The organism is Geminicoccaceae bacterium (assembly GCA_020638465.1).
Taxonomy (GTDB): Bacteria; Pseudomonadota; Alphaproteobacteria; order Geminicoccales; family Geminicoccaceae; genus JAGREO01.
On sequence record JACKIM010000001.1, the window covers coordinates 2054149 to 2081113 of the forward strand.

The 26965-nt window shown below is 63.1% G+C and carries 23 protein-coding genes; 15 read left to right on the forward strand and 8 right to left on the reverse strand.

Annotated features, from left to right (window positions below):
* Positions 1-52: 52 nt before the first annotated feature.
* From H6851_09860 to H6851_09905, 10 genes are all read left to right on the forward strand, one after another.
* Complete coding sequence (locus tag H6851_09860; protein MCB9943910.1) at positions 53-1078, forward strand: TRAP transporter substrate-binding protein; 1026 nt, start codon at positions 53-55, stop codon at positions 1076-1078.
* Positions 1079-1161: 83 nt separating this feature from the next.
* Entirely contained in the window at positions 1162-1689 is a 528-nt protein-coding gene (locus tag H6851_09865) for a TRAP transporter small permease (protein MCB9943911.1), read from the forward strand.
* A complete protein-coding gene (locus H6851_09870) occupies positions 1689-2975 on the forward strand; it encodes a TRAP transporter large permease (GenBank protein ID MCB9943912.1) in 1287 nt (428 codons plus the stop codon). Before H6851_09865 ends, H6851_09870 begins: the two co-directional genes overlap by 1 nt.
* 137 nt (positions 2976-3112) lie before the next feature.
* Positions 3113-4348, forward strand: coding sequence for a hypothetical protein (locus H6851_09875; protein MCB9943913.1), 1236 nt, complete (start codon positions 3113-3115; stop codon positions 4346-4348).
* 150 nt (positions 4349-4498) lie between these two features.
* A complete protein-coding gene (locus H6851_09880) occupies positions 4499-5521 on the forward strand; it encodes an extracellular solute-binding protein (protein MCB9943914.1) in 1023 nt (340 codons plus the stop codon).
* A gap of 4 nt (positions 5522-5525) precedes the next feature.
* A complete protein-coding gene (locus H6851_09885; GenBank protein MCB9943915.1) occupies positions 5526-6377 on the forward strand; it encodes an ABC transporter permease in 852 nt (283 codons plus the stop codon).
* Positions 6374-7153 carry an ABC transporter permease gene (locus tag H6851_09890; protein ID MCB9943916.1) on the forward strand — a complete coding sequence of 260 codons (780 nt, stop codon included), beginning with the start codon at positions 6374-6376 and terminating at the stop codon, positions 7151-7153. The genes H6851_09885 and H6851_09890 overlap by 4 nt, the downstream gene beginning before the upstream one ends.
* Positions 7146-8120: an ABC transporter ATP-binding protein gene (locus H6851_09895; protein MCB9943917.1), complete on the forward strand. Its 975-nt coding sequence runs from the start codon at positions 7146-7148 to the stop codon at positions 8118-8120. Before H6851_09890 ends, H6851_09895 begins: the two co-directional genes overlap by 8 nt.
* A complete protein-coding gene (locus tag H6851_09900) occupies positions 8120-9010 on the forward strand; it encodes a nucleoside hydrolase (protein MCB9943918.1) in 891 nt (296 codons plus the stop codon). Before H6851_09895 ends, H6851_09900 begins: the two co-directional genes overlap by 1 nt.
* The gene (locus H6851_09905) at positions 9010-10770 is read left to right on the forward strand and encodes an adenine deaminase (protein ID MCB9943919.1); all 1761 of its coding nucleotides are present in this window, start codon (positions 9010-9012) and stop codon (positions 10768-10770) included. The genes H6851_09900 and H6851_09905 overlap by 1 nt, the downstream gene beginning before the upstream one ends.
* Here H6851_09905 and H6851_09910 read toward each other — a convergent pair.
* Positions 10741-11934, reverse strand: coding sequence for an amidohydrolase (locus H6851_09910; protein ID MCB9943920.1), 1194 nt, complete (start codon positions 11932-11934; stop codon positions 10741-10743). The genes H6851_09905 and H6851_09910 overlap by 30 nt on opposite strands.
* 49 nt (positions 11935-11983) lie before the next feature.
* Here H6851_09910 and H6851_09915 point away from each other — a divergent pair, with 49 nt between their 5' ends.
* The gene (locus tag H6851_09915) at positions 11984-12661 is read left to right on the forward strand and encodes a phosphoribosyltransferase (GenBank protein MCB9943921.1); all 678 of its coding nucleotides are present in this window, start codon (positions 11984-11986) and stop codon (positions 12659-12661) included.
* 33 nt (positions 12662-12694) lie between these two features.
* Here the strand turns inward: H6851_09915 and H6851_09920 are convergent, their stop codons facing one another.
* Both H6851_09920 and H6851_09925 read right to left on the reverse strand, forming a co-directional pair.
* On the reverse strand, positions 12695-13972 hold the full coding sequence (locus tag H6851_09920; protein ID MCB9943922.1) for a TRAP transporter large permease: 1278 nt from the start codon (positions 13970-13972) through the stop codon (positions 12695-12697).
* A 25-nt stretch (positions 13973-13997) separates the two neighbouring features.
* On the reverse strand, positions 13998-14504 hold the full coding sequence (locus tag H6851_09925; protein MCB9943923.1) for a TRAP transporter small permease: 507 nt from the start codon (positions 14502-14504) through the stop codon (positions 13998-14000).
* A gap of 226 nt (positions 14505-14730) precedes the next feature.
* On the opposite strand from H6851_09925, the gene H6851_09930 reads away from it, so the two are divergent.
* Entirely contained in the window at positions 14731-14949 is a 219-nt protein-coding gene (locus H6851_09930; protein MCB9943924.1) for a hypothetical protein, read from the forward strand.
* A gap of 145 nt (positions 14950-15094) precedes the next feature.
* Complete coding sequence (locus H6851_09935) at positions 15095-17536, forward strand: FAD-dependent oxidoreductase (GenBank protein ID MCB9943925.1); 2442 nt, start codon at positions 15095-15097, stop codon at positions 17534-17536.
* 128 nt (positions 17537-17664) lie between these two features.
* Here the strand turns inward: H6851_09935 and H6851_09940 are convergent, their stop codons facing one another.
* Positions 17665-19674: a CocE/NonD family hydrolase gene (locus tag H6851_09940; GenBank protein ID MCB9943926.1), complete on the reverse strand. Its 2010-nt coding sequence runs from the start codon at positions 19672-19674 to the stop codon at positions 17665-17667.
* 195 nt (positions 19675-19869) lie between these two features.
* Here H6851_09940 and H6851_09945 point away from each other — a divergent pair, with 195 nt between their 5' ends.
* Complete coding sequence (locus H6851_09945) at positions 19870-21060, forward strand: hypothetical protein (GenBank protein ID MCB9943927.1); 1191 nt, start codon at positions 19870-19872, stop codon at positions 21058-21060.
* Positions 21057-21848, forward strand: coding sequence for an SDR family oxidoreductase (locus tag H6851_09950; protein MCB9943928.1), 792 nt, complete (start codon positions 21057-21059; stop codon positions 21846-21848). The genes H6851_09945 and H6851_09950 overlap by 4 nt, the downstream gene beginning before the upstream one ends.
* A gap of 74 nt (positions 21849-21922) precedes the next feature.
* On the opposite strand, the gene H6851_09955 is transcribed toward H6851_09950, so the two are convergent.
* From H6851_09955 to H6851_09970, 4 genes are read right to left on the reverse strand one after another with little or no spacing between them, the layout of a single operon-like run.
* The gene (locus H6851_09955; GenBank protein MCB9943929.1) at positions 21923-23035 is read right to left on the reverse strand and encodes an ABC transporter permease; all 1113 of its coding nucleotides are present in this window, start codon (positions 23033-23035) and stop codon (positions 21923-21925) included.
* A 4-nt stretch (positions 23036-23039) separates the two neighbouring features.
* On the reverse strand, positions 23040-24158 hold the full coding sequence (locus H6851_09960) for an ABC transporter permease (GenBank protein ID MCB9943930.1): 1119 nt from the start codon (positions 24156-24158) through the stop codon (positions 23040-23042).
* The gene (locus tag H6851_09965; protein MCB9943931.1) at positions 24155-25897 is read right to left on the reverse strand and encodes an ABC transporter ATP-binding protein; all 1743 of its coding nucleotides are present in this window, start codon (positions 25895-25897) and stop codon (positions 24155-24157) included. Before H6851_09965 ends, H6851_09960 begins: the two co-directional genes overlap by 4 nt.
* Positions 25894-26889: an HlyD family efflux transporter periplasmic adaptor subunit gene (locus H6851_09970; GenBank protein ID MCB9943932.1), complete on the reverse strand. Its 996-nt coding sequence runs from the start codon at positions 26887-26889 to the stop codon at positions 25894-25896. The genes H6851_09965 and H6851_09970 overlap by 4 nt, the downstream gene beginning before the upstream one ends.
* Positions 26890-26965 lie beyond the last annotated feature (76 nt).

The window sequence follows — 26965 nt, forward strand, 5'->3', positions numbered from 1 at the left end:
GGTCAGGAAGGCAGCGGGGGCGGAATGCCCCCCGATCTACGGGAGGAAAGACATGACAACCAAATTCAAATCCCTGCTGATGGCGTCAGCCCTCATGCTCGTGGCCGTGCCGGCGCTGGCACAGGAAAAGCTGAAGGCGACCTGGACGGATCCCGATGATCCGACAACCGCTCCGGTGACGGCCTACATGCACGTCTTCCAGAGCCAGGTCGCTCGTCTCGCGGGTGACGACTTCACTGTGGAGCTCTATCCGAACGGCCAGCTTGGCGATCAGCGGGCCATGGTGCAGCAGATTTCCCGCGGCTCGCTGCATTTTGCCAATATCGCTTCGGGTGTGCTCGCCTCGCTCGGCTATCCCAGGCTCGGCATCGTCGACCTGCCCTTCCTGTTCAAGAGCCGGGCACACTTCAACGCCACGATGAACCGCGACAATCCGTTCATCAGGGATCTGATGGACGATGTCGCCAGGGAAACCGGGATCCGCGTGATCTCGCTGCATCCCTATGGTTTCCGCGACATGACCACCAAGGACACGCCCGTCCATTCGCCAGCGGACATGAAGGGCCTGCGGATGCGCACGATGGAGGTGGTTCCGCATCAGCAGATGATGGAAGCACTTGGCGCGACGCCTGTGCCGATCCCCTACCTTGAGCTCTATACCAGCTTGCAGACCGGCGTTGTCGACGGTCAGGAGAACCCGCCGACCAACATCCTGTTGCAGCGCTTCTACCAGGTGCAGGGCAACATGACGATGACCCAGCATGTCATGACGGTGGGGGCCGTCATCACCAACGAGGAGTGGTGGCAGTCGCTCAGCGGCGATCAACGCAAGGCCATTCTTGCGGCCGATGCAGAGGGCAGTCTTGCCCATGACGGGATCGGCAGCGTGCAGGATCTGCTCGGCGTGCAGAAGATCCGCGACGAAGGTGTGGAAGTCTACACCCCGACGCCAACCGAAATGGAGGAATTCCATGCCGCGACGGTGGAACCGACCAAGGCATGGGCTATCGACCAGTTCGGCAAGGATTTCGTGACCGGCTTCTTCGATCACATGGCGTCCTTCGACGACCGCTTCTAGAACAAAAAACACCGCCCGCCCGCGCAATACCGACTGTCGCGGGCGGTTCCGGTTCAACGATCTTTGGGGGGAGGGCGGAGTACATGCGGGGACATGCGCTCGTCGATCGGCTCAGGCGGATCGACACGATCGTGCAACTTCTGGCAAGCAATCTCGTGGCTCTCGCCCTTCTGGTCATGGTGATTGTCGTGGTGACGCTCGTCGTCGGGCGTTACTTCTTCGGGCTGTCATTCTTCTGGGGCGAGGAACTGGCCCGCTACACCATGATCTACATGGCATTCATCGGCGGTGCGGTTGCGTTGCGCACCAACCAGCATCCACGGTTGACGGTCTTCCTCTCCATGCTTCCCGAAAGTGTCCAGCGTGTGGTGGGATGGATCATCGGCGGGCTGATGGCTGTCACCCTCGTCATCCTGTTCTATCAGGGTCTCGATGTGGCGCTGAACGAGGGCAGACTGACGACGCCCGCCCTGCGCATCAAGTATTTCTGGGTCCTTCTGGCCGTTCCGATCGGTGCTGCCGCCATGCTCCTGCAACTGGCCATGAAGGGGCTCCAGCCACCGACGATTTCCGTCAATGAAGAAGACGATATCCGCGAGGTGATCGAATAATGTCGGCTTTCGGATGGATGCTCATCGCCTTTGCCTGTCTTACGGTCTTCGGCTTTCCGCTGGCCTTTGCGATGCTGCTTTCCTGCATCGTCTATTTCACGCTTGCGGGCGAGCCCATGTATCTGGTCGCCCAGCAGTTCTTCAACGGGATCGACTTCTTCACCATCATGGCGATCCCGTTCTTCATGCTCGCCGGCGAGCTCATGGTCGCTTCCGGCACCGCCGACCGCCTGCTGAAGTTCGCCCAGCTCCTGGTCGGGCGGCTTCGCGGCGGCACGGGCTATGTCAACATCCTCGCCTCGATGCTGTTCGGCGGATGTTCGGGTTCGTCGATCGCCGATATCGCGGCACTCGGGCGGATGCAGGTCCAGATGATGGAGCGCTCGGGCTTCTCCCGCGAATTTTCGGCGGCACTCACCGTCTCGACCTCGATCAAGGGCGCGATCATCCCGCCGTCCATTCCCATCGTACTCGTCGGTGCCGTGACCGGAACATCCATCGGCGGAATGCTGATCGGCGGTCTCGTGCCCGGCCTCCTCGTCGCCATCGCCATGGCCATCACCGTCTTTCTCGTGACCCGGCGGCAGAACATCCAGACCAGCCCGCGCAAGACGTTTTCCGAAGCGATTGTCATCATTATCCAGTCGCTGCCCTTCCTCGCCATGCCGGGTATCATCCTCGGCGGCATCCTTTCCGGCGTGTTCACACCGACAGAGGCTTCGGCGGCGGCGGTCGGCTGGGGGTTCATCCTGCTCATGGCGGAAACGCGGCTGCGTCCGGACTGGAAGCTGCTCTGGCGCATTTTCGTGCGGTCCGGCACGCTCTCCGCCGCAGTCCTCATGCTCACCGGCGCGTCGAACGTGTTCTCCTGGGTTCTCGCGAGCGAGCAGGTTCCGGCGACCATTTCGCAGATGATCTTCTCGATCACCGAGAGTCCCATCCTCATCTTCCTCATCATCAACCTGTTCCTGTTGATATGGGGACTGTTCATGGACATGCTTCCGGCGATCTTCATCGTCCTGCCGATCCTGATGCCGCTCGCAAGCCATCTCGGTATCGATCCCGTGCATTTCGGCGTGGTGGCGACCTTCAATCTCGTCATCGGCCTCATCACACCCCCCTACGGAACGGCACTCTTCACCGGATCCATCGTGCTCGGCATTCCCATCGAGAGGATGGTGCGTCACATGCTCCCGTTCTTCGGGGCCGCGGTGTTCGTCCTGCTCCTGATCACCTATGTCCCCGAGACCGTCCTGTTCCTGCCCCGGCTCATGGGTCTTCTATAGAAGATTGGTGCAATGCTGCATGTTTCCACCTTCAGGTGTGTGCCATGAATTTCAAATAAAACTTAACAGTATATATAAAAAAGTAGAATTGCCCATAGTTGATATTCCTTATTTTCGGGCATCAAGAATTTTGAGAAATGTACAATGAATTTTATTTCAAGATCATTTATCGGGAGATCGACGCAATGGCCAATATCCTGGGAAGCGCGGGCAATGATCCTATCTCGGGGACTCCTGAAGATGATGTCATCATCGGCGATCCCTACGCGGGCTCCTTTGACGTTTTTGCGGGTTTTGTCGACAATTGGGGAGATCTCGCTGCTGGCAGGGGCGGGGATGATGTGATTTTTGGCGGGGACGGCCGCGACCTGCTCCTTGGCGATGCCTGGACAATCCGGGCCCATGCCCTTGGCGGCGATGACCAGCTCCATGTCGGGGCGAACCCCTATCTTCCCTATCTCGCCTCAGGGCAGGCGTTCGGCGATGCCTATTCCATGTACAACCACAGCGTGGGCGGCGAAGACACGATCTACGGTGGGGCAGACCCCGACCGCCTCTTCGGCGATGCGCACGACATGTATGACAAGGCAGTCGGCGGAGATGATGTAATCTATGGCGGGGCCGGCAGTATCTTCCTCCGCACGGCAGACGTGATCTACGGCGACGCAGCCAACATGTACGGCAAGGCTTCCGGCGGTGACGACCAGATCCATGGCGGGCAGGATGTCAATTTCCTCCATGGCGACGCGGAATACATGTACGACAAGTCCACAGGCGGTGATGATACGATCTACGGCGATTCGGATTATGATCGTATCTATGGCGACGCAGTTGTCATGAACGACCGCAGTGCTGGTGGTGACGATACGATCTACGGCGGGGGACAGGGCAGTCAGGGGGCATTCCTTGACGAACTCCATGGCGATGCCGACCAGATGTACGGCAGGGCGGTCGGTGGCGATGACACGATCCATGGTGGAGCGGGTACCGATCAGCTCTATGGCGATGCCGGGGGAATGTGGGACCGTTCCGTCGGTGGCAACGATAGACTCTTCGGTGGCGATGGCGATGACGAGCTCTGGGGGGACGGGCAGTTTCATTCTTCCCATGTTCGCGGTGGCGACGACCTGCTGACGGGCGGTGACGGAGCCGACACGTTCTTCTTTGCCGGTGATTTTGGTGTGGATACGATCACCGACTTCAGTTCCGGCGACGGCGACAGGATCGCGTTCGAGACGTTCGGCAGTGACGATATCTCCCTCATGTTCCTGGGCGGCAACAGTGTTGTCACGGTGGACAACGAGTGGGGCCAGGGAGGGCATATCATCGCTCTGAACGCTCATCTCGGCCCTGATGATTTCCTGTTCAGTTGATTGAAATCTGCTGGCATATTTCTTCCGCCCTTTTTGCTGCATCGCAGCTATCGGCATTTTGTCAACGCGCTGCTAGGATCGGGTGGCACGATCCGGCAGGCAGGGTGATGCATGTCCTGCCCTGGCGGGGATCGAACGGGGGACATGCCTATGTTGAAGAAGACAATCCTGGTCGCGGCTTGCGGGCTCGTCATGGCGGGCGGGGCGCGGGCTGCCGACAGGACGCTGACCATTTCCGTCTACAGTTTCGCGCAGGATGAGTTCAAGGAGCTGGTCTATACGCCATTCGAGCAGATCTGCGGCTGCGAGATCGTCGTCGAGACGGGAAATTCAGTCGAGCGGATGGCCAAGATCGAGGCCAACAAGGCCGACCCGGTCATCGACATGGCCGTGCTCTCGGCGCATGATGCCCTTGCCGCGGCCCGCGCGGGACTGTTGCAGCCCGTCGATGTGTCGAAGCTGTCGAATTACGACAAGCTCTACGATGTGGCCAAGGACCCGATCGGCGGACATATGGGCGTGGGCTACACTTTCTATGCCACCTCGATCGTCTACCGCTCCGACAAGGTGACGGTGAACAGCTGGGCTGACCTGCTGTCGCCCGAGCTTGCCGGCAATGTCGCCTTTCCCGACATCACCACCAATCAGGGACCGCCCAGCCTCTACATGCTGTCGAAGGCTCTCGACGACGGCTCCGGCGGCGTTCCGGCGGCCATTTCCGCGGTCGGGGAAAAGGCCGATGATTTCGTGACCTTCTATGTCCGCTCCTCGCAGCTGGCCCAGCTGATGCAGCAGGAGGAGATCTGGGCGGCCCCCATCGGTCGCTTCGCATGGGCGCAGTTCAAGGACAATGGCCTGCCGATGGCGTGGGCGACGCCTGCCGAGGGGCAGACCGGAGGCATGAACGTGATGGTGATGACCGCGCATAACGGCAATGAAGACCTCGCCCTGCAGTTCATGGATTTCTGGCTTTCCACCGATATCCAGACCGCGCTGGCCGACAAGCTGGTCGACAGCCCCGCCAATGCCGAGGTCAAGGTCTCCGATGAGGTCGCCGACAATCTGACCTACGGTGCAAAGACCGTATCCCAGCTGCATCTGCTGCCGGCCGCCGAGATTCTCGACAATCGCGAGACATGGCTCGACCAGTGGAACAACGAGGTCGTCCAGTAGGGCGATGTTCGAAAACCGGGCTGTCGGTCTGGCTCTCGCGATGCCCGCGGCGATCTTCGCCGCGGTCATTTTTCTGCTGCCGGTTGGTATTCTCCTTTCCGAGGCATTCCACACCGATACCGGCTGGTCGGCCTGGGCCTATGTCGAATTCTTCCAGAGCGGGCGCAACCAGACGGTATTCCTGCGCACGTTGAAACTCGCGGCGATGGTCGCGCTGGTATCGGCGGTGATCGGCTACGCCGCCGCCTTCGCCATTGTCGGCCTGCCCGCAAGTTCGCGCGGTCGGATCTTCGGACTCGTCACTCTGCCGCTGATGATCTCGCCGGTCGCGCGCACCTATGCCTGGCTGGTCATCCTGGGACGCACCGGCTTCGTCAACCGCATCCTCGTGGATCTGGGAATCGCGGAAGCGCCGCTGCGCATCCTGTTCAGCGAGACGGCGGTATTCATCGGCCTGTTGCAGCTGTTCCTGCCCCTGATGATCATTTCGCTGGTTTCGGCGATGGAGAACATGCCGCGCGACGCGGTTTCCGCCGCGCGCATCCTCGGCGCGAACTGGTTTCAGGTGTTCCGGCTGGTGATCCTGCCGTTGACGCGCGAGGGGCTGGTCATCGGCGGAACGCTGGTGTTCACAGGTTCGATGACGGCCTACATCACTCCGGCCATTCTTGGCGGATCCAAGGTCCTGATGCTGGAAACCCTGCTTTATCAGAGGGTTTCGGTTGCCAACGATTTCGTTTCGGCCAGCGTCATCGCCATGATCCTGATCGTCATGGCCTTTTCCGCCAACCTGCTGCTGAAGCGGATCGCGACGGCCCGCAAGACGCCCCGGAATATGGCCGGAGCGGCGAGATGACCAGCCGGACCGCCACCTGGCTCATTCTCGGGCTGACCTTGACGTTCCTGATCGGCCCGTTCCTCATCATCATCGCCGCTGCCCTTTCCGCCGGCAACACCCTGGCCTTTCCGCCGCAGGGCTTCTCGTTTCGGTGGTTCATCAAGGTTTTCGAGATCGAGAGTTTCCGTGCGAGCTTCGGCGTTTCGATGTTCCTTGCGATCTTCGGCACGCTGGCGGCCCTCGTCCTGGGCGTTCCGGCGGCCTATGCGATGAACCGCTACAGGGTGCCGGGCGCGGAACTGGTCAAGGCCGTCGTCTCCTCGCCGATCATCGTGCCGGGCATCATCGTCGGACTGGCGCTGCTGCGCTATTTCGCCCTGCCCTATGGGGTGGGGATCGGCACGGCCCTGTTCCTGGCCCACACCGCGCTCGTCCTGCCCTATGCGGTGCGGGTGGTGTCGGCCAGTCTGGAGAACCTGCGCACGGACATGGAGGAGGCCGCGTTGCTGCTGGGATGTTCGCGGTTCGGCGCCTTTCGCCGGATCGTGCTGCCCAACATCCGTGGCGGAATCCTCGCGGCGTTCATTCTGGGCTTTGTCACCAGTTTCAATCAGGTGCCGGTCTCGCTGTTCCTGTCCGGCCCCGGTTTGAGAACATTGCCCATCGACATGATTGCCTACATGGAAATCAACTACGATCCGTCAATTGCCGCCCTGTCCGCACTGCTTGCCTTCATGTCGATCGCCATCGTCTTTGCCGCCGAACGCTTCATCGGGCTATCGCGCTATGTCTGACGCCACCCATGCCGATTTCGTTTCGCTTGAGGGCCTGACCCTCGCCTATGGCGACACCATCGCCGTCGAGGCGCTCGATCTCGGGATCAGGGAGGGCGAGCTGGTCGCCCTGCTCGGTCCGTCGGGCTGTGGCAAGACCACGACCATGCGTGCGATCGCAGGGCTGCTGAAGCCCCGTCGGGGGCGGATCCTGATTGCCGGTCGCGATGTGACAAGGCTCGCACCCAGTCGCCGCGAGGTGGGGCTGGTCTTCCAGTCCTATGCGCTGTTCCCGCATCTGAACGTCTACGAGAATGTCGCCTTTGGTTTGAGGTTGCGCCGTGAAGCCGGTCTCGACGCGAAGGTCATGGCCGGACTGGCAACGGTCGGATTGTCCGAGTTCGCCCGCAGGATGCCGGCCGAACTGTCGGGAGGCCAGCAGCAGCGGGTTTCTCTGGCCCGTTCGCTGGTGATGCAACCCAAGGTGCTGATGCTGGACGAACCGTTGTCCAATCTCGATGCGAGGCTTCGGCTGGAGATGCGCTCCGAGTTGCAGCGAGTGCAAAGGGAGACCGGTGTGACCATGGTGTTCGTCACCCACGACCAGGCCGAGGCACTGGCACTGGCCGACCGTATCGTGTTGATGCGTCACGGAAGGATCGAGCAGATCGGCACACCCGAGGAAATCTACAACCGGCCCGTCAGCGGCTTCGCCGCCGATTTCGTCGGCTTCGAGACCATCCTTCCCGATGGAGCGGGGGGCGGGCTTGCCTGGCGGCCGGGTTCCGTCGTGCTCGGCCACGGCCCGCACGAGGGAGAGGTGCGCGGTGCCGCCTTTGCCGGAGAGCGCCGGGAATATGTACTCAGGAGTGAATTCGGCATCGTCAAGGCCGATGTGCCCGCCGACCGCGAGGTCTACCGGATCGGCGACCGGATCGCTTTCGACCTGCCACGGGAAGCGGCCGTGGCCCTGGCCCGGTTCGACTGATGGGGATCTGGGTCGATACCGACATGGGTGTCGATGATCTGTTCGCAATCTTCCTTGTGCGGCGATATCTGGCAATTGACGGAATATCGCTCGTCTTCGGCAATGCGCCCCTCGATCGGGTTTGCCGCAATGCTGCCGGTGCCCGCGACCGCTTCGGGTGGACCATGCCGATCGTGGCGGGAGCCGATCGCGCTCTTCTGGGGGGTGCTGAGACCGCGCAGCGTATCCTGGGCGAGAGCGGCATGCCCAGCCGCGGCGAACGGCTGCCCGAATGTCGGGCCATCTTCGAAGCTGCCCAGCCGGCTCTCGCGGCATGGCTCGAACGCGCGGTGGACGCCCGTATTCTGGCGCTCGGTCCACTCGCCAACCTCGCCATTCTCGTCCTGCATCGTCCGGATCTCGCGGGTCGCATCGGCGAGGTGGTCTGGATGGGGGGAGGGGTGACGCGGGGAAACCACACCGCATCGGCCGAGTTCAATGCCCTTGCCGATCCCGAAGCGCTGGCGGTGCTCCTTGCGCGGGAAGTGCCCCTCACCATGATCGACCTCGACGCGTGCAGACAGGTCGAGATCACCGAGGACGATGTCCGGTCGCTCGCGGCGCCACCGCTCATCCGCGACCTGCTCGGCGGTTATCTCGACATTGCGCTGACGCGTGGACGGACGGGCATGGCGCTCTACGATCCCGTGGCGGCGGCGGCCCTGGCATGTCCTGAACTGTTCACCTTCGCCGCGGCACGGATCGACGTGGAGCTTGCCGGGCGGCATACCCGCGGGCGGACCGTCGTCGACCAGCGCGATCCTGTCGCCGCCAACGCCCGCATTGTCGACAGTCTCGATGCCGCGACTGTCAAGTCCTTGTGCCTTTCGGCTCTGGAGGATGTGTGCTGATGGAACCATTCGACCTCGATGAGCCTGAACTGCGCGACCGTGCCGTCGCCGCAGCGCGGGGAGATGCGCCGTTCGACCTGCTGGTGCGTGGGGCGGTCATTGCCGATGTCGTCACCGGCGAGATGCGGGCTGCCGATATCGGGATCTGTGGACCGCTGATCGCCTCCGTGCAACCGCCGGCGAGCCGGGGCGACGCGTTGCAGGTCGTCGATGCGGACGGGCTGGTGGCAACGCCGGGGCTGATCGACAGCCACATGCATGTGGAAAGCTCGATGGTCACGCCCGAGACCTATGAGGCGGCAGTGCTGCCGCGTGGGGTAACGACCATTGTCTGGGATCCTCACGAATTCGGGAATGTTGCCGGTCTGACCGGGGTAGATTACGCGCTCGACTGCGCGGATCGCGCGCTCTTGCGCATTCTGCCACTGGTCCCTTCATGCGTTCCATCTGCACCCGGCTATGAAACCGCGGGCGCAGATTTCGACGCCGATGTCATTGATGCCCTGCTCCAGCGCGACGGACTGGCCGGACTGGCCGAGGTCATGGACATGAGTGCCGTCATCGCCCGCACGCCCCGGATGCGCGGCATCCTGCAAGCCGGGCTGCGGTCGGGCAAGCCGGTCTGCGGTCATGCCCGCAGCCTCGAAGGTCGCGATCTCCAAGCCTATGTCGCGTCGGGAATTTCCTCAGACCATGAAATTACCTCTAGTGATGATTTTCTCGAAAAGTTGCGATCCGGGCTGACGGTCGAGCTGCGCAGCTCGCACCCCTATCTCCTGCCCGACTGTGCGGCGGTCCTGCAGGAATTGCCGTCTATGCCACCGACGGTAACATTCTGTTCCGACGATGTTTTTCCTGACGATCTGCTGGGCTCCGGTGGCGTCGACCAGATGCTGCGGCTGATGATCGGGCATGGCCTCGCCCCCTTGCGCGCGCTGCAGGCGGCGACACTGAACGCCGCGTTGCGCCTCGGCCGCGCCGATCTGGGGTTGATCGCGCCGGGCAGGCGCGCGGACATCGTGCTCGTCCGCGATCTTGCGGGCTTCGAGGCGGTCACGGTCCTGCGCAATGGGCAGCCGGTTCGGCGTGATCCGCGGTCGTCAACGGTCCCCGATGCACTCCGAGCGACCTGCCGACTCGAACCGCTCACTGCGGAGAACTTCTCTATCGGGGCACAAGGGCCGGCAGCGCGTATCGCGACCGTCGCCAAGCCGAGATTTACCCGATGGGGAGAAAGGCGGCTTGCCGTTGACCAAGGTAAGGTGACACCAACGGCCGATCTGACAATGATTGCCGTTGTCAACCGATACGGTCGTGCGGACACATCACCACGTGTCGGATTTCTCGAACAGTGGGGAATATGGCGTGGCGCATTTGCCACGACTGTCAGTCACGATTGCCACAACCTGACCGTGTTCGGCAGCAATGGCAGTGACATGGCAATGGCTGCCAATGCGGTCATTTCCTGGGGCGGCGGAATGGCCGTTGCCCGCCACGGTCAGCTCCGCGCGGTGCTGCCGCTGCCCGTGGCCGGACTGGTGTCCGACCGCCCGCTGGAGGAAGTTGCCCGGGCCTTCGCGGCGGTGCGGGATGCCATGGGCGAGGTGGTGGACTGGGAACCGCCCTATCTCACGTTCAAGGCGCTGGTCGGCGCGACACTTGCCTGCAATGCCGGGCCGCACCAGACCGATCTGGGTATCGCCGATCCCCAGGGCGAACGCCTGCTGGTTTCACCCGTCCTTGCCGACGGCCTCGAATGACAGGGCCTGCCTCGCCACTTCCACCCACCATGCCACACCTGTGGAAATGGCTCCGTCGTTGAAGTCGTAGGCGGTGTTGTGATGCAGGGCGCCATCAACCGCGGGTCCATTCCCGAGCCAGACATAGGCACCAGGTGCATTCTGTCCGAAGAAGGCGAAATCGTCACCTGCGGTCGAGGGGGGGAATCCGGTGAGGACATTGCGGCAGACGGCGCGTGCGGCTGCGAGCGCCACACGGGTCGCCGCCGGATCATTGACCACGGGTGGAATGCGACGGATGAACTCGTACTCCGCGGTGACCCCCATGGCCATGGCGATGCCGCGGGCGAGGCGGCCGATGCCGGCTTCCAGCTGATCGCGGACCCCGGCCGTGTAGGCACGGGCGGTACCGCCGATACGTGCGAAATCGGGGATCACGTTGAGCGCCTTCTCGTCGCCTGCGGACAGCGAACAGGCACTCACGACCGCAGGTTGCAACGGATCGACATCCCGCCCGATTATCGTTTGCAGGCCGGCGAGGAAGTGTCCTGCAGCGGTGACCGGATCGTGTCCAAGATGCGGTTTCGCGCCATGCGTGCCGATACCCCGGAACGTCACCCACCAACTGTCGGACGACGCCAATTGGGGACCTTCCACGACGGCCATCTGATCCACTGCCAGCCCGGGCATATTGTGCAGACCGAAGACCATGTCGCACGGGAAGCGTTCGAACAGTCCCTCCTCGACCATCCTTTTTGCTCCGCCGCGTCCTTCCTCGGCAGGCTGGAAGATGAAATGGACGGTGCCGCCCGCCGGCGGGTCGGCCGCCAGCGCTTCGGCCGCACCCAACAGCATGGCCGTGTGGCCGTCATGCCCGCAGGCATGCATCTTTCCTGCAACGGTCGAGGCCCAGGGCGGTGTTCCCGTCTCGGGCATGGCCAGTGCGTCCATGTCCGCCCGCAGGCCGACGGCACGGTCTCTCCCGTCGTTGTCGCGATCCCGCCGCAGGCTGCCGACGACGCCCGTCCCGCCCAGTCCCTCGGTGACGTCAAGGCCCAGTTCTCGCAATCGCCTCGCGACGATCGACGAGGTTCGCACCTCCTCGAAACCCAGTTCGGGATGGGCATGGAGATCGCGGCGCAGGGCGGTCAGGCGGGCGAGGTCGATGGACGGGCGCTCAGTCATGCGGGTAGTGATAGCCGTCGGGAAACGGTATTGACCAGCGGGGACATGGATGAAGGCGCATGAATTCTGGCAGGAAATCCATTCTGCCGAAACGGTAACGCCACAACCGTATGAAAAATCCTATCCGGCGAGATTGCCGGATGGCCGCATTCTCTTCCTGCCGATAAGACCGCTCGGTGAAAGCGGGTCGGCCATCGCCTCGCTGATCCTGAACCAGGCCGCCCTTGCCGTGGAAGACGCGCTGGCCGGATGGCTTGCCGAACGCCTGGCACCCTTTTCCCCGGACATCGTCGTCGGGCTGCCGACCCTGGGATTGTCGCTTGCCCGGCTGGTTGCCGCAAAACTCGGGCATCGGCGCTACATCGCCCTCGGGACATCGCGCAAGTTCTGGTATGACGACGAACTTTCCGTGCCGGTCGAATCGATCACGAGTCCGGGGGCCCGCAAGCGGCTGTATGTCGATCCGAGAATGCTGCCATTATTGGAAAATGCTCGAATCGCGCTGGTCGACGATGTCATAAGTACCGGCACTTCGATCTCCGCCGGGCTCGATCTGCTGGGGGCGTCGGGCCATGAGCCGGTGGTCATCGGCGCGGCGATGCTGCAGACCCGCCGCTGGGCAGACCGGCTCGAATCGGACCGCAGGGGCATGGCCGGGCGGGTCAGGGGCGTCATCGAGACGCCCCTGCTGGAGAGGGCCGAAGGCGGCTGGCGGCCGCTGGATTGATCCCGCGGGGGTCGATTCGCCACTGCAATCCGCTCAAAAGCCCAGCAGATGCGGCAGGAGCAGGGTCAGCCCCGGCCAGTAGGCGATCACCAGCAGGATGCCGATCTCGGCAATGATGAAGGGCCACAGGCTGGCCGCTATGCGCTCGATCGTCTCGCCGGTCACCGTGGACAGCACGAACAGGCAGGCCCCCACCGGCGGTGTCATCAAGGAGATGTTCAACGCCAGTACGAAGACGATGCCGGCGTGAATGGGATCCATGCCGATCGACGCGGTGAGCGGGGCGAGCACGGGGGCGAGGATGATCAGCATCGCGGTGATGTCCATGAACATGCCGATGACCAGCAGCATGGCGATCAGCATGAGAATGATCATCGACGGGCTGGACGACAGTGTGAGGAAGCCTGCGGCCAGTGCCTGCGGGATCTTTTCGAAGGCCAGCCACCAGCCGAGCACCGAGGCCGAGGCGATGATGAGGAAGATGACGCCGGTGACCCGCGCGGTGCGGATGAGCATCTGCATCAGGTCGTCGAAGGTGATGGCCCGGTAGACGACGACCCCGACGAACAGCGAATAGGCGACCGCCACCGAGGCCGCTTCGGTGGGCGTGACGATGCCGCCCAGGATGCCGCCCAGGATGATGAGCGGCATGATCAGCGCCACGAGCGACGAGCGGAAGGCCGTCAGGATCTCGCGCAGGCTGGGGGCGTTCGCGGCCTTGGGCAGGTTCAGCCGGCGGGCCATGGCGGCGATGATGCACATGCACACGAGGCAGATGAGCAGGCCCGGCAGGATGCCCGCCGCGAACAGGCCGCCGATCGATACTCCCATGATCGAACCGTAGATCACCATCAGCGAGGAGGGCGGTATGGTGGGGCCGATGATCGAGCCGGCGGCGGTGACGGCACAGGCGAACGGTCGGGAATAACCCTGCCTGACCATCGACGGCACCAGTGTCTTGCCGAACGCGGCGGCGTCGGCGGTGGCAGCACCGGTGATGCCGGCAAAGAACACCGAGGCGACCATGTTGGTGTGGGCCAGCCCGCCGCGCATGTATCCCACCAGCGTTTCGGCGAACTGGACGAGGCGATGGGTGATGCCGGTATGGTTCATGATCTCGCCGGCCAGGATGAAGAAGGGCATGGCGAGGAACGGGAAGAGGTTCAATCCGGCAAAGAAGCGCTTGGGCGCCATCGACAGGAAGCTGGCGCCGCCCGCGTCGACGATGCCCGCAAGGCCGGCAATGCCGAGCGTGAAGCCGATGGGCATGCCCAGGAACAGCAGGACGAAGAAGATGGCGAGCACGATCATTGTTGTTGTTCCCCCGTTCGGTCGCTCAGACCAGTTCCTCGTGCGATTCGAGATGGATCAGCCGGCCGCGGTCGCGAATGCCCACGAGGACCAGCTGAATTGCCGCCAGCAGCGAGGCGACAGGTACGGAAGCGTAGGGAATGGCCATGCTCATGTCGAAGATCATGGCGAACTGCTTTGCCCCGGTCATCGTCATGCCGATCCCGTAGATCATCATGAACGTGAAGAAGGCAAATGCGAGGACGTCGAAGACCAGCAGCAGGTGTTTTTGCAACGATACCGGGAAAGTCGCCAGGAGCATGTGAAACCCGATATGCTCGCGACGGGCGATTCCCGCCGAAATTGCCAGCAGTGCCGCCCAGATCATGAGATAGCGGGCCAGTTCCTCGGTCCAGGGAATCTGCGCACGCAATGCGTATCGGGCGACGACTCCAAGCCAGACATCGAGCACCAGGGCTATCATCAGCAGAGCGACGATGCGCTCGACATACCAGTTCAATCGGTCGCTGATAGCGGCGGCCTTGTCACGCATCTCGCCAGTCTCCCCTCTGGGCATTGCGGCGAGTTTGCGACCTCGTGCCTTGCTCGTCAATCGTGCCTGCTCTGCCGGCACTCCGGCATGCCTCGTGCGGTCGGAACATCTGCGGTCGGCGTCCCGCCTGCACCTTCGGTATGACAGCGACCCCTTCGCTTTTCGCTGCCGGGGTCGTTCAGGCTATGGATGGAACAGGCATGAACAACAGGAATACAGGGGTGAAATGCAACTCAACCTCGTGATGGCCGCGATCGCGGCGATGGTTCTGGTTGCGCTGCTCGCGCGCGACACGGATGCGGAGGGCATGGGTATCGGCCGCTACCAGATTGCCGGCACCGATGGCAACATCTGGCGGGTCGACACGGTGACCGGTGCCATGCGCACCTGCTTTCGGGTCAATCGCAACGGGACCATCTTCTTTCGCTGCATGGATGTGAAATAGGTCATTCTCCGGGCCTGGCCGTTCGTCATCGGCCGTCATGTCGCTTGCACGGCTTTTCCGGTCGCCTCGGCGGCTTTTTCCTGCCAGAGCTTTTGATAGTGATCCGCTCGCTGGATCAATGACGAGAGCAGGCGGGAGAGGTGCAATGAAGACGACGGCAAGGGTTGTGGTGATCGGCGGTGGCGTGGTCGGCGTCAGCACGCTCTACCATCTGGCCAGGGAAGGCTGGACCGATGCCGTGTTGCTGGAGCGCACCGAGCTCACGGCCGGTTCCACCTGGCATGCCGCCGGGCTGCTGCCCTTGTTCAACATGTCCTATTCGGTCGGGCAGCTTCATCAGTACTCGGTCGAACTGTACAAGAAGCTCGAAGCCGAGACCGGACAGGATGTCGGCTTTCACCAGACCGGCAACCTGCGGCTCGCCTGCAACCGCGACCGCATGGACGAGTACCGCAACTATCAGTGCACCGCCGAGACCATCGGCGTGGAGTGCCACCTGATCGGCGTGGACGAGGTGAAGAAGCTGTGGCCGCTGGCGTCGATGCACGATCTGGTGGGGGCGCTCTGGCATCCCACGGACGGTCACATTGCACCTGTGGATGTTACCATGGCGTTGGCCAGGGGCGCGCGTCAGATGGGTGCCACGATCCGGCAGCAGACCGAGGTCACCGGTATCGAGCGTGAGAATAACGAATGGGTGGTAAGGACTGACAAGGGCGATATCCGCTGCGAGCATGTCATCTGCGCCACGGGAAATTATGCACGTCAGACGGCACGCATGGTGGGGTTGCAGATCCCGGCCATCCCGGTCGAGCATCAATACATCGTCACCGATGTGGATCCCGTCCTCAAGGAGTATCGCGAGGCCGGCAACAGGGAACTGCCGATCCTGCGCGAGAGCGACGCACAATACTACTTCCGCGAGGAGCGCCACGGATGGATCCTCGGTCCCTACGAAAAGCACGCGCCGGCCTGCTTCGTCGATGGTGTGCCGCCAACTTTCGAGAAGGACCTGTTCGAGGGCGATCTCGAACGGCTCATGCCGCATGTCGAGGCGTGCATGGCGCGTGTTCCCTCTTTCGAGAATGCCGGCATCAAGAATATCATCAACGGACCGATTTCATACACGCCGGATGGTAATCCCATGGTCGGACCCGCCTTCGGTTTGCCGAATTTCTGGGTCTCGGAAGGTCACAGCTTCGGGGTTACTGCCGCCGGTGGAGCGGGCTGGCAACTGGCCAACTGGATCATCCACGGCGAACCCTCTGTGGATCTCATCGGTGTCGACCCGCGCCGCTTCGGCGTCGTCTCCAAACATTTCGCGAAGCTGAAGAACGAGGAGGCCTACGAGCACGTCTTCATCAACCATTTCCCCATGGAGGAGCGCCCGGCCTGCCGGCCGGCCAAGGCGCCGCCGGTCCATGAGCGGCTCGACCGCGCGGGTGCGGTGTTCGGTGCGCGTTTCGGCTGGGAGCGGCCCAACTGGTTTGCGCCCGAAGGTGTCGAGCGCAGGGATATCTACTCGTTTCGACGTTCCAACTGGTTCGAACATGTCGGCAACGAGGTTCGTGCCATGCGGGACAATGTCGGCCTTCTGGAATTGTCCTCCTTTGCCAAATATATCGTCGAGGGTCGGGGCGCCCGGGTGTGGCTCGACGGTCTCGTCGCCAATGCGATTCCGAAGACGGTCGGCCGCATCAACCTCTGTCACCACCTCAATCCGTCGGGCTCGGTGCGCTCCGAATTCACCATCATGCGCATGGCGGACGGGCTCTGGGGCGAGCGCTTCTACGTCGTCGGTCCCGGCGCGGCTCACGACATGGACTGGGATATCCTGACGAAGGCGGTGCCTCGCGACGGCTCGGTGTTCATCCAGGACGTCACCACGCAATACGGTGTTTTCGTGCTGGCCGGGCCGAATTCCCGCAAGGTTCTGGAAAAGCTGGCCGATGCCGACGTTTCCAATGCGGGGATGCCCTGGCTCACCGGTGGCGACATCCCGGTCGGTTTCTGCCCGAATGTCCGTGCCCTGCGTGTGAATTTCGTCGGTTCGCTGGGCTGGGAGCTGCATCATCCCATCGAATACCAGATCTCGCTGTTCGACCAGCTCGTGGCGGCGGGTGCGGAATTCGACATGGCGCATGTGGGGATGCGGGCGATGGACAGCATGCGTCTGGAAAAGACCTATCGCCTGTTCGGCACCGATCTCAATGCCGAGAATTCCATCCTCGAAGCGTCGCTGGATCGCTTTGTCCGTCTCCAGAAAGGGAACTTTGCCGGCAAGGATGCACTCATCCGCCAGATCGAAGCCGGAATTCCGCACAGATTCTGTACAATCGAGATCGACGCCGACGATGCCGACAGCTTCGGCAACGAGCCGGTGTTCATGGGTGGCGAGGTTGTCGGCCGAGGTACGGCAGGCGGCTACGGCCACTATGTCGGGAAATCCCTGATGCTGGGCTATGTGAAGACAGCCCATGCCGAAGTCGGCAATGCCTGCAAGGTCCGCATCATGGGTGACCTTCGCGACGCCCGGATCGTCGCCGAAAGCCCCTATGACCCTGAAAACGCCGCACTGAGGGCATGACGGCACGAGGTTCGTTCGCCCCGATCGTCATCACGGCGGCGAACGAACCTCATCTCGATCTTTCGCTTCTCGTCAGATTTCCATCAACGGAAATATTCCTGACTGTAATTTCCTTGTCGGAAAGGACCTTACGCGAACCGCCGCGGAATCGAGGTGCGCCAGCTCTTGGCATAGAGCGACTGCCCGTCCTCGAATGCCTCGACCTCGGCCTCGATATACCATTTGTCCCGATCGCAGCGCATCTCGCACACGGCCTCCGTCCGCACGTTCCACGCCTCGCGGCAAAGGGTCTGGCTCCAGTGCATGCGCGCACTGGCCGAGGTCGGATCGTCGGGATGGATGCTGTAGATCTCCCGGGCGATGTGGCCTGCGATCAGGCCGTGGGTCGGATCCTCATCCTCTCCAAAATCGTCGAATATCTCCATGGTGGTGACGCCGCTGGTCAGCGAGCGGACGATTCTCCGCTCGTGCCGCGGGGCGCGGTGATGGGCCAGTGCCAGCGGCTCCGCGGTCACGGCCTCGGCAAAGACCGGCTCCGGTTCATCGGCCGCCGTTCGCAGCGGCAGCTCCAGCCACGAATGCGCGGGCGCGAGCCTGAGCGTCACCGGTTGCGGGTCGGGCCAGACCAGCGGCCAGTACGCGTTGGAGATGGCGACGCGAAGGCGCTGTCCGGGCTGCAGCGAGTGGCAGCAGTGATCGAGCGCGATGCGGATGTCGGCAGCCTCGCCGACCCGCATGGGCTCGGGCTTCTCCGCACTCTCGCGCTGGGACAGGTTCAGCACGCCATAGGTGATCCGCTCCACCGATCCGTCCGGATTGATGGCATTGAGGCGAACGGCGATGTGAGCCTGCGGCCTGTCGCTGCTGAGCCGCAGGACGAGCGATGGCGCGCCGAGGATGACGGTTTCCTCCTCGACGGGCTGGCCGTCGAAGGTGACGGAGAATGCATCGTCGGACCGCTGGTCGCCGGGAAGATCCGGGCCGAGCCATATGGCGCAATATTCGCCGGCCATGCTCCCGACATCCTGCGGCGACGCGATGACGACCTCGCCATCCACCGACGTGTCGTTGTCCAGTCCGCCGGGTCCGAAGGGGATGCGTTGCGTGTTGACGTTCGGTGATGGCCACTGGCGCTCGGCCAGCCAGCGTCCCGCGCGATGCTCGTATTGCACCTGCGGCCGCCCGCCGGTCTGGCAGTAGACCCGGTAGGCAGGCTCCTGTTCCACATCGTTTTTGATGTCCTTAAGCCAGCGGTCCCACCAGCGCAGCGCTTCCTGGAGGAAGCCGATGCGCGGGCCGGGTACGGCGAAATGGGGGTATTTATGCACCCAGGGGCCAATGATCCCCTTGCAGGGAACATGCGTCAGGTGTTCCAGCATGGCCGGAACGGCGTTCTTGTAGGAATCGCCCCAGCCGCCAATGGCAAGCACGGCAGCCTTGATGGTACTGTAGTCCTCGCAGACCGATCCGTGCTTCCAGTAATCATCGCGTTGCTGGTGCTCGTGCCAGAGTTCGGCCAGGTGCGGCTGGGCCGCGAGGCGTTCGAGCCACATGCGCTTCCATCGCCCGCCGACCAGTTCGGGATCGGGCGGGCGCGACATGTAGGACAGCATGGTCGCCGACCAGCCGAGGTTTTCGAGCAGGATGCATCCGCCCTTGTAATGCACGTCATCGGCATAGCGGTCGACGGTGGAGCACAGGGTCACCACCGCGTCGAGCCCCTCGGGTGCACGGGCCGCCACCTGAAGTCCGTTGAAGCCGCCCCAGGAAATGCCCATCATGCCGATCCGGCCGGTGCACCACGGCTGGTCCCGCAGCCATGCAATCACTTCCAGTGCGTCATCCTGTTCCTGCCGGAGATATTCGTCGTGAAGGAAGCCGTCGGATTCGCCGCTGCCGCGCATGTCGACGCGAATGCAGGCATAGCCTCGTGCCGCAAACCATGGGTGGGTCAGCGCATCGCGTGTCGCGGTGCCGTCGCGCTTGCGATAGGGCAGGTATTCGAGGATGGCCGGCACCGGCTGGATGTACGCGTCCTCGGGAAGCCAGATGCGGGCGGCAAGGCGGGTCCCGTCACCGAGCTCGATGAATTCATTTTCGATTTCACGTACCGGCTTTGTGGTCTGGCTCTCTGACATGCCATTCTCCGTGTGGTGACCGCCTTCGCATCGGCGCTCAGCCTTCCAGGGTCAAGGGCATTGGCCGGATGGATCGGCGTTCCCGCGCCTGATTTGATGATGGAGACCGATGCCGGCCGGTGATAGGATCATATCCGCGACTGTCGGGGGACGGCCCCGGCGTCATGTGTCGCGCCAGGGAGGGAGAAAGCGGAGTTGAGTGCCACGTCCATCTATGCCTATGCGTGGGATCTGGCCGAGGACGGGCTGGATGAGGTGGTGCCCCGGCTGCGCGATCTCGGGATCGGCAGGATCGCCATGGCGGCAAGTTATCATGCCGGGAAATTCCTTCGACCGCATGGAAAGCGCGGCAAGGTGTACTTTCCCGAGGATGGGACTGTCTACTTTCGTCCCGACCCCGGACGCTACGGCAGGCTGAAGCCGCTCGCCAACTCGATGCTCGCCGAGTGCGACATGCTGGCCGAGCTCTGCGCACGCGGCGACATCGAGGCTCAGGCGTGGACCGTGCTCATGCACAACAGTCGCCTGGGCGCCGAGCATCCCGAAGCCTGCGTCCATAATGCCTTCGGTGATCGCTACATCTACAACCTGTGCCCCGCTTCGCCCGACGCCCGGGCCTATGCCGTCGCGCTGGCCGGCGATCTCTCGGATCGTTTCGATCTTGCCGCCATCTCGCTCGAAACCCCCGGCTATTTACCCTACACCCATGGTTATCATCACGAATTCGCGATGGTTCGGCTCAATGGCTGGGTCAATCGCCTTCTGGGCCTGTGCTTTTGCGACCACTGTCTGAAGGGGGCGGCGAAGGCCGGTATCGATGCGACGACCCTCCGGCAGCAGGTGGCCGATGATATCGGGGCCGCGCTCGCGAGCCCCGGCAGCATTCCCGACGACATGGCCGAAGCGGCGTGGCTGGCCGATGTCGTCAGTGACGGCCGACTCCGGGCATTCCTGCAATGGCGCTGCGACACGGTCACCTCGCTGGTTGGCGACATCCGGGAGGTGGTCCGCAAGTCCGTCAATCTCGCTGTCGTGCCCTCGGTGGTCCGTCCCACCGCCCATTGCTGGTATGAAGGCAGCGATATTGCCGCTCTGGCGAAGGTTGCCGATACCATCGAAGCCTGTCTCTATGAGCCTTCCGCGGCCCGCGTGACCGCCGACCTGCGCGACATCGGGAGGCGCATGAAAGGCGAGGGGTGCGTACGCGCGCTGTTGCGCCCGGGATACCCCGACTTCGAGGATCGCGACGCCTTCCTTGCTGCCGTCCGTGCCGCGCGAAACGAGGGCGTGGACGGCCTGGGCTTCTACAATTACGGGCATCTCCCGGCGGCCCATCTCGACTGGATCGGCGATGCAACGAACGAAAGCCGGAGCATGAGGTCATGAGTTTCAGGAACAAGGTGGTCGCCATAACGGGTGCTGCGGGCGGTATCGGTCGAGCCCTGTGCCGGCATTTCGCGGGGCAGGGGGCGGTCATCGCGGCGGTTGATCGCGGCAACGGCGTCGAGGCCGTGGCGTCATCGCTCCGGGACGATGGCGCCGAGGCTGCCCACGGCATTGCCGATATCGGCGATGCCGCCGCTGTCGCGCGCACGTTCGCAGCCCTCGCCGAACGGCTCGGACCTGTCGACATCCTCGTCAACAATGCCGGCTTTTCCAGCCACATGAACTTCGCCGACACCGATCCGGCAGGCTGGGCACACGATGTCAACGGCAATCTCAACGGCACCTACAACTGCGTCCATGCCGTCCTTCCCGCCATGAAGGAACGGATGCGCGGATGCATCGTCACTGTGGGCTCCGTCAACGCCGCCAGCGCGCTTGGCGATCCGGCCTACAGTGCGGCCAAGGCGGGCATGATCCAGATGACCCGTTCCCTGGCAGTCGAGTGCGGCCGTTACAACATCCGCGCCAACATCGTCCTGCCGGGCACGGTACGTACGCCGGTCTGGGAGCGCCGCTCGGCCAACGATCCGCGCATCCTCAGCGTGCTGGCCCGCTGGTATCCGCTGGGCCGGGTCGTGGAGCCGGAAGAAGTCGCGGCAACCGTCGCCTTCCTAGCCTCCGATGCCGCTTCCGCGATCACCGGCGTGGCACTTCCCGTCGATTGTGGTCTGCTCGCCGGCAACGCTCCGATGACACGTGAGCTGACGCTTGCACCCGGCGAGGACTGAACCCCACGCCTGTCCGGTCGCCTGATCCCGAACGCCCGGCGGTCATGGGCGCCTCGTCAAATCTCACCGGGCACTCAACTCAGGCGGTTGCGGAACAGCCATGCCGCCAGGGGCAGGGTGACGGCGGCGAGGAGTATGAGAGGCAGGAAGCTCGGCGCGATGTCGGCAAATGTTGCGCCTTCCAGATAGACCCGCCGCACGATGTCGATGCCGAAGCGCAGGGGATTGGCGTAGGTTGCGATCTGCAGAACATGCGGCATGTTGCGCACCGGCGTCAGCAGGCCCGACAGCAGTATCAACGGCATGATCAGCAGGAAAGTATAGAGCATCGCCTGCTGCATCGAAAGTGATACCGCCGAGATCGACAGGCCGATCCCGACCGAAGCGGTCGTGAACACAAGAAGCCCGACATAGAGAAGCCAGACCGGGCCGGCCATCGGGATCCGGAACCAGAACAGGATGACCAGAAAGATGATCGTCGACTGCGCCAACCCGACAAGGATCGAAGGCAGCGCCTTGCCGATCAGGATCTGCGAGGGCGTCAGCGGGGTCACCAGAAGCTGGTCGAAGGTGCCCTGCTCGCGTTCGCGCGCAACCGACAGCGCGGCCAGCAGCAGGGTTTGCAACATACTGAGCGAGGCAATCAATGCTGGCATCAGGTTCCAGCGCGATTCGTAATTGGGGTTGAACCATGCCCGCCGCACGATCCTGACCGGCATGCGCTGGCCGATCGACTGGTTATAGCCCGCAACGATCGAGCCGATCTGCGCCGAGGCCGCCCCCGCCGTGGCCGAGTTGCGCCCGTCGAGGATGATCTGCATCGGGGCCTCGGAACCGGCGGCCAGATGTGAGGCAAAGTCAGGCGGAAAGACGATCGCCAGCAGGGCATCGCCGCTGTCGATCTGCGTCGCGATCTGGCTGCTGTTGTCCAGCGTTGCAATGCGCGTGAAGACGCCCGTGCCCTCGATTCGCGCCAGGATTTCAGTTGACGCGGCGCTGTGGCTCTGATCCAGCACCGCAAAGGGCGCATGGGTCAGGTCATAGGTGGCGCCGTAACCGAAGAGCAGCGTCTGCATCAGCGCCGGAGCGATCAGGAGCATGCGGCTGGACGGGTCCTTCAGGATCGCCAGGAATTCCTTGTGGATCAGGGCGACGGTCTGGGCAATGTAGAGAAGTGTCACCTGCATGGGATCAATCCAGCGTCTTGGCGAGCTTGCGCTGTGCGATGAGGATCAGGACGATCGCGTAGGCAGCCAGCGTCGCATTCGCGGCCAGGATCTGGGGCCAGTAATCGCCCGCCATGAACAGCGTCTTGACCAGCCCCATGAAATGCGTGGCAGGCAGAAGCTTGCTGACGATCTGGATGAAGACGGGAACATTGCGCAGATCGAAGACAAAGCCCGACAGCATCAGCGCCGGCAGGAAGCTGACCAGCAGCGCCACCTGGCTCGCGGCGAACTGGTTACGCGTGATGCCCGAAATCACCAGCCCCAGTGCCAGCGACACCAGCAGATACAGCAGAGACGAGAGCGCGACGATCCAGAGCGAGCCGCGTATCGGCACGCTGAAGACGAGCTTCGCCGCCAGCAGGCACATGACCAGATCGATCACGCCGATGATCAGATAGGGGACGAGCTTGGCCAGCACCATCTCCAGCGGACGGGCCGGGGTGGCGAAGAGCGATTCCAGCGTGCCGCGTTCCCATTCGCGTGCGATCAGCAACGAGGTCAGGAACGCGCCGATCAGTGTCATCACCAGAACGATCAGGCCGGGAACGACGAACCATGCGCTGTCGTTGGCCTCGTTGAACCAGACGCGTGGCACGACCGAGACGGTTGCGCCCGACGGGGCGAGGCTCCTCTGATCGACGAGATGTTGCAGGGCAGTCTGGATGGCGCTGTTTGCATAACCCTCTATCGACTGTGCGGTATTGGAATCGACCCCGTTCAGGATCAACTGCAATTCGCCCCTGCCGGTGGTCAGATCCCGTGTGAATTCGGCCGGCACGCGCAAGATCGCATCCGCATCGCCGGCGCGGATCATCTGTTCGGCATCGTGCATCGACCAGGTCCAGATCGGGCTGAGGTAATCCGATCCGGCCAGCCCCGCCACCATGTTTGTCGTCGGTGCGGAGCTGTCCTCCATGACAACGGCGATACGGGCATTCGTCACATCGAAGGACAGGCCATAGCCGAACAGCAGGATCATGACCACCGGCAGGAACAATCCGACGAACAGGTTGCTGCGATCGCGCAGCATCTGGCGCGTTTCCTTGCGGGTCAGGGCGGCAAGGCGCGTGAGCGAAATCATGCAGCCGCCTTTTCCGTCTTGGCCGTGCGGGCTTTCTCGACAATGGCGATGAAGGCGCTGTTCATGTCACGGGTGCCTTTCTCGCCCGCCATTTCCTGCACTTCGCGCGGGGTGCCGATCGCCAGCATTTCGCCCGCATCCTGAATGGCGATCCGGTCGCAATATTCGGCTTCCTCCATGAAATGGGTGGTGATGATGATCGTCACGCCGCTTTGCGCCAGCGCGGTGATCGTGCGCCAGAAGGCACGTCGGGCCAGCGGGTCGATACCGCTGGTCGGTTCATCGAGAAAAAGGATCTCGGGCTGGTGCAGAAGCCCGGCGGCCATCGCCAGCCGCTGCTTGTAACCCGCGGGCAACGGACCGCTTCTCGCTGACGGGTCCAGATCGAACTGCCCGGTCAGGCTGATGATCCGATCGTGCAGGGCGCGCCGCGCCAGCCCATAGGCTCCACCGAAGAACCGAAGGTTCTCGCGCACGGTGAGATTGCCGTAGAGCGCAAATTTCTGCGACACATAGCCGATCCGCGACCGGGCCTGCGCACGGGCGTGGCGCAGGTCGCGACCGGCCACTTCAAGATGGCCGCCGGTTGCGGGCAGAAGGCCGCAAAGCATGCGGAAGGTCGTGGTCTTGCCCGCGCCGTTCGGGCCGAGCAGGCCGAAGATCTCGCCGCGGGCAACGTCGAAGGACGTGTTGGCCACGGCGGTGAAATCGCCGAACTTGCGGACAAGATCTCGCACGATGATCACCGGGCTGTTCTTCTCGGATGGTTGTATCTGCACCGAAGCAGGCATCGCCACAGGGGATGGCGCCTCTCCCTCGTGCTGGCGCAGCAGCAGCATGAAGGCATCTTCCAGCTCTTCGGGACGTGGCTCTGCGGAGGTGTCCTCCAGCAATTCACCCAACTGCGCCGCGGTTGTGCCGGGTTGTCGGATGAATCGCACGTTCCCGCCTTGCGGCACCGCGTCGATGATCAGATCGGTGCGGTCGATCAGCCGGGCCTGCAAGGCGCGGGCAGGCATTCCCGCTGGCGTGGCGGCGGTGAAGGTCAGTCCCTGCGCGCGCTGTCGCAGCGACTTTGGCGTGCCTTCGGCCAGCAGGCGGCCCTTGTTCATCACGAAGACCTGCGCGCAGCGTTCGGCTTCGTCCATGTAGGAGGTGCTGACGATCACGCTGAGCCCCTCATCTGCAACAAGTTGCTCGACGATCTGCCACAGGTCGCGTCGCGACAGCGGATCGACCCCGACGCTGGGTTCATCGAGAAGCAGCAGGTCCGGCGAACGGACAAGCGTGCAGGCCAGGCCCAGCTTCTGCTTCATCCCGCCCGACAGCTTGCCCGCCGGCCGCGCCGTGAACCGCGCCATGTCGGTCATCTCCAGCATGCGGGCGAAACGGGTCTTGCGTTCACCCGTCGGCACGCCGTGGAGGTCGGCATAAAGATCGAGGTTCTCCTGAACGCTCAGATCCTCGTAAAGGCCGAAGCGCTGCGGCATGTAACTGATCCGGTCCTGCACCGCCTGCGGGTCGCGCAACGCGTCAATCCCGAGGACGGCAAGCGTTCCGGCATCGGGCTTCAGCAACCCTGCGAGCATCCGCATCAGCGTTGTCTTGCCCGCTCCGTCCGGCCCGACAAGTGCCGTGAATTCGCCCTGCCGGACAGACAGCGAAAGCCCGTCAACCGCCGTCACCGTGTCGCCGAAGGTCTTGGTGATGCCTGCGGCTGAAACCGTCAGTTCCCTCATGACACGGACCCGAACGGTATGCGGACAGTCACCGGCTGGCCCAGGCGCAGCCGATCGTCCTTGTCTTCGACGGATACATGGACTTCATAGACAAGGCTGGTCCGCAGCTCCTCGGTCTGCACGACCTTGGGCGTGAACTCGGCCACCGACGAGATATAACCGACCTGGCCGATAATCGACTGGTCGGGAAAGCTGTCGGTCAGAACCTGCGCCTCCATCCCCGGCCGGATCCGCCCGAGATCGGCCTCACGCACATAAATCCGGACCCATTTCGGCTGCCGCAATGCCAGCGCATAGACCGGCGATTGTGTCGAGACCATGTCGCCGGGTTCGCGCAGGCGCGATCGGACCACGGCATCGCTGGGCGCGCGCAATACCCCCTGACTGATCTGGAACCGCAGCAACTCCAACTGCGCCTCGGCCGCCCGCAACCGGGATTCGGTTGCGGCCAGTTCCTCTTCGCGGGTTCCGGCCAGAAGCAGATTAAGGGCTGCGTCATACTGATCGACCAATGCATTCGCTGCACCCGCCTCGGCTTCGGCGCGATCCATATCGGCCTGACTGGCCGCGCTGCTACCCGAGGTCATCAGCCGCGCAACGCGATCCCGCTGAAGATTCGCCAAAGTCGCGCTCGCCTCCGCAGAGGCTCCTCTGGCCCGCGCCTGCGCGATTTCCTCCTCACGCGCACCCTTGCGCAATTCGAGAAGGTTCTGACGCTGCGCCTCGACCGTGGCCGCCTGAGCCTTGGCCTGCAATTCGAGCGCCCGGGTGTCGAGGCGGCCGATCACCTGATCGGCGGCGACCTCGTCGCCTTCCTCGACGCCGAGTTCGGTGATCCTGCCATTGCCGTCGAAGGCCAGCGCGATCTGCCGGACATCGATATTCCCGTAAAGTGTCAGGCTGTCCTGTCCGGTTGCCGCCCGCTGGTTCCACCAGAGCCATCCCCCTGCAGCCAGAGCAAGTATCAGCACGACAGGCAGGATCCGTTTCATCGCCGACCTCCAGTCTAAAACTAAATTGAATTTAATATACTCCGGTGCTAATGTCGAGACGTCTTCACACAGCCCG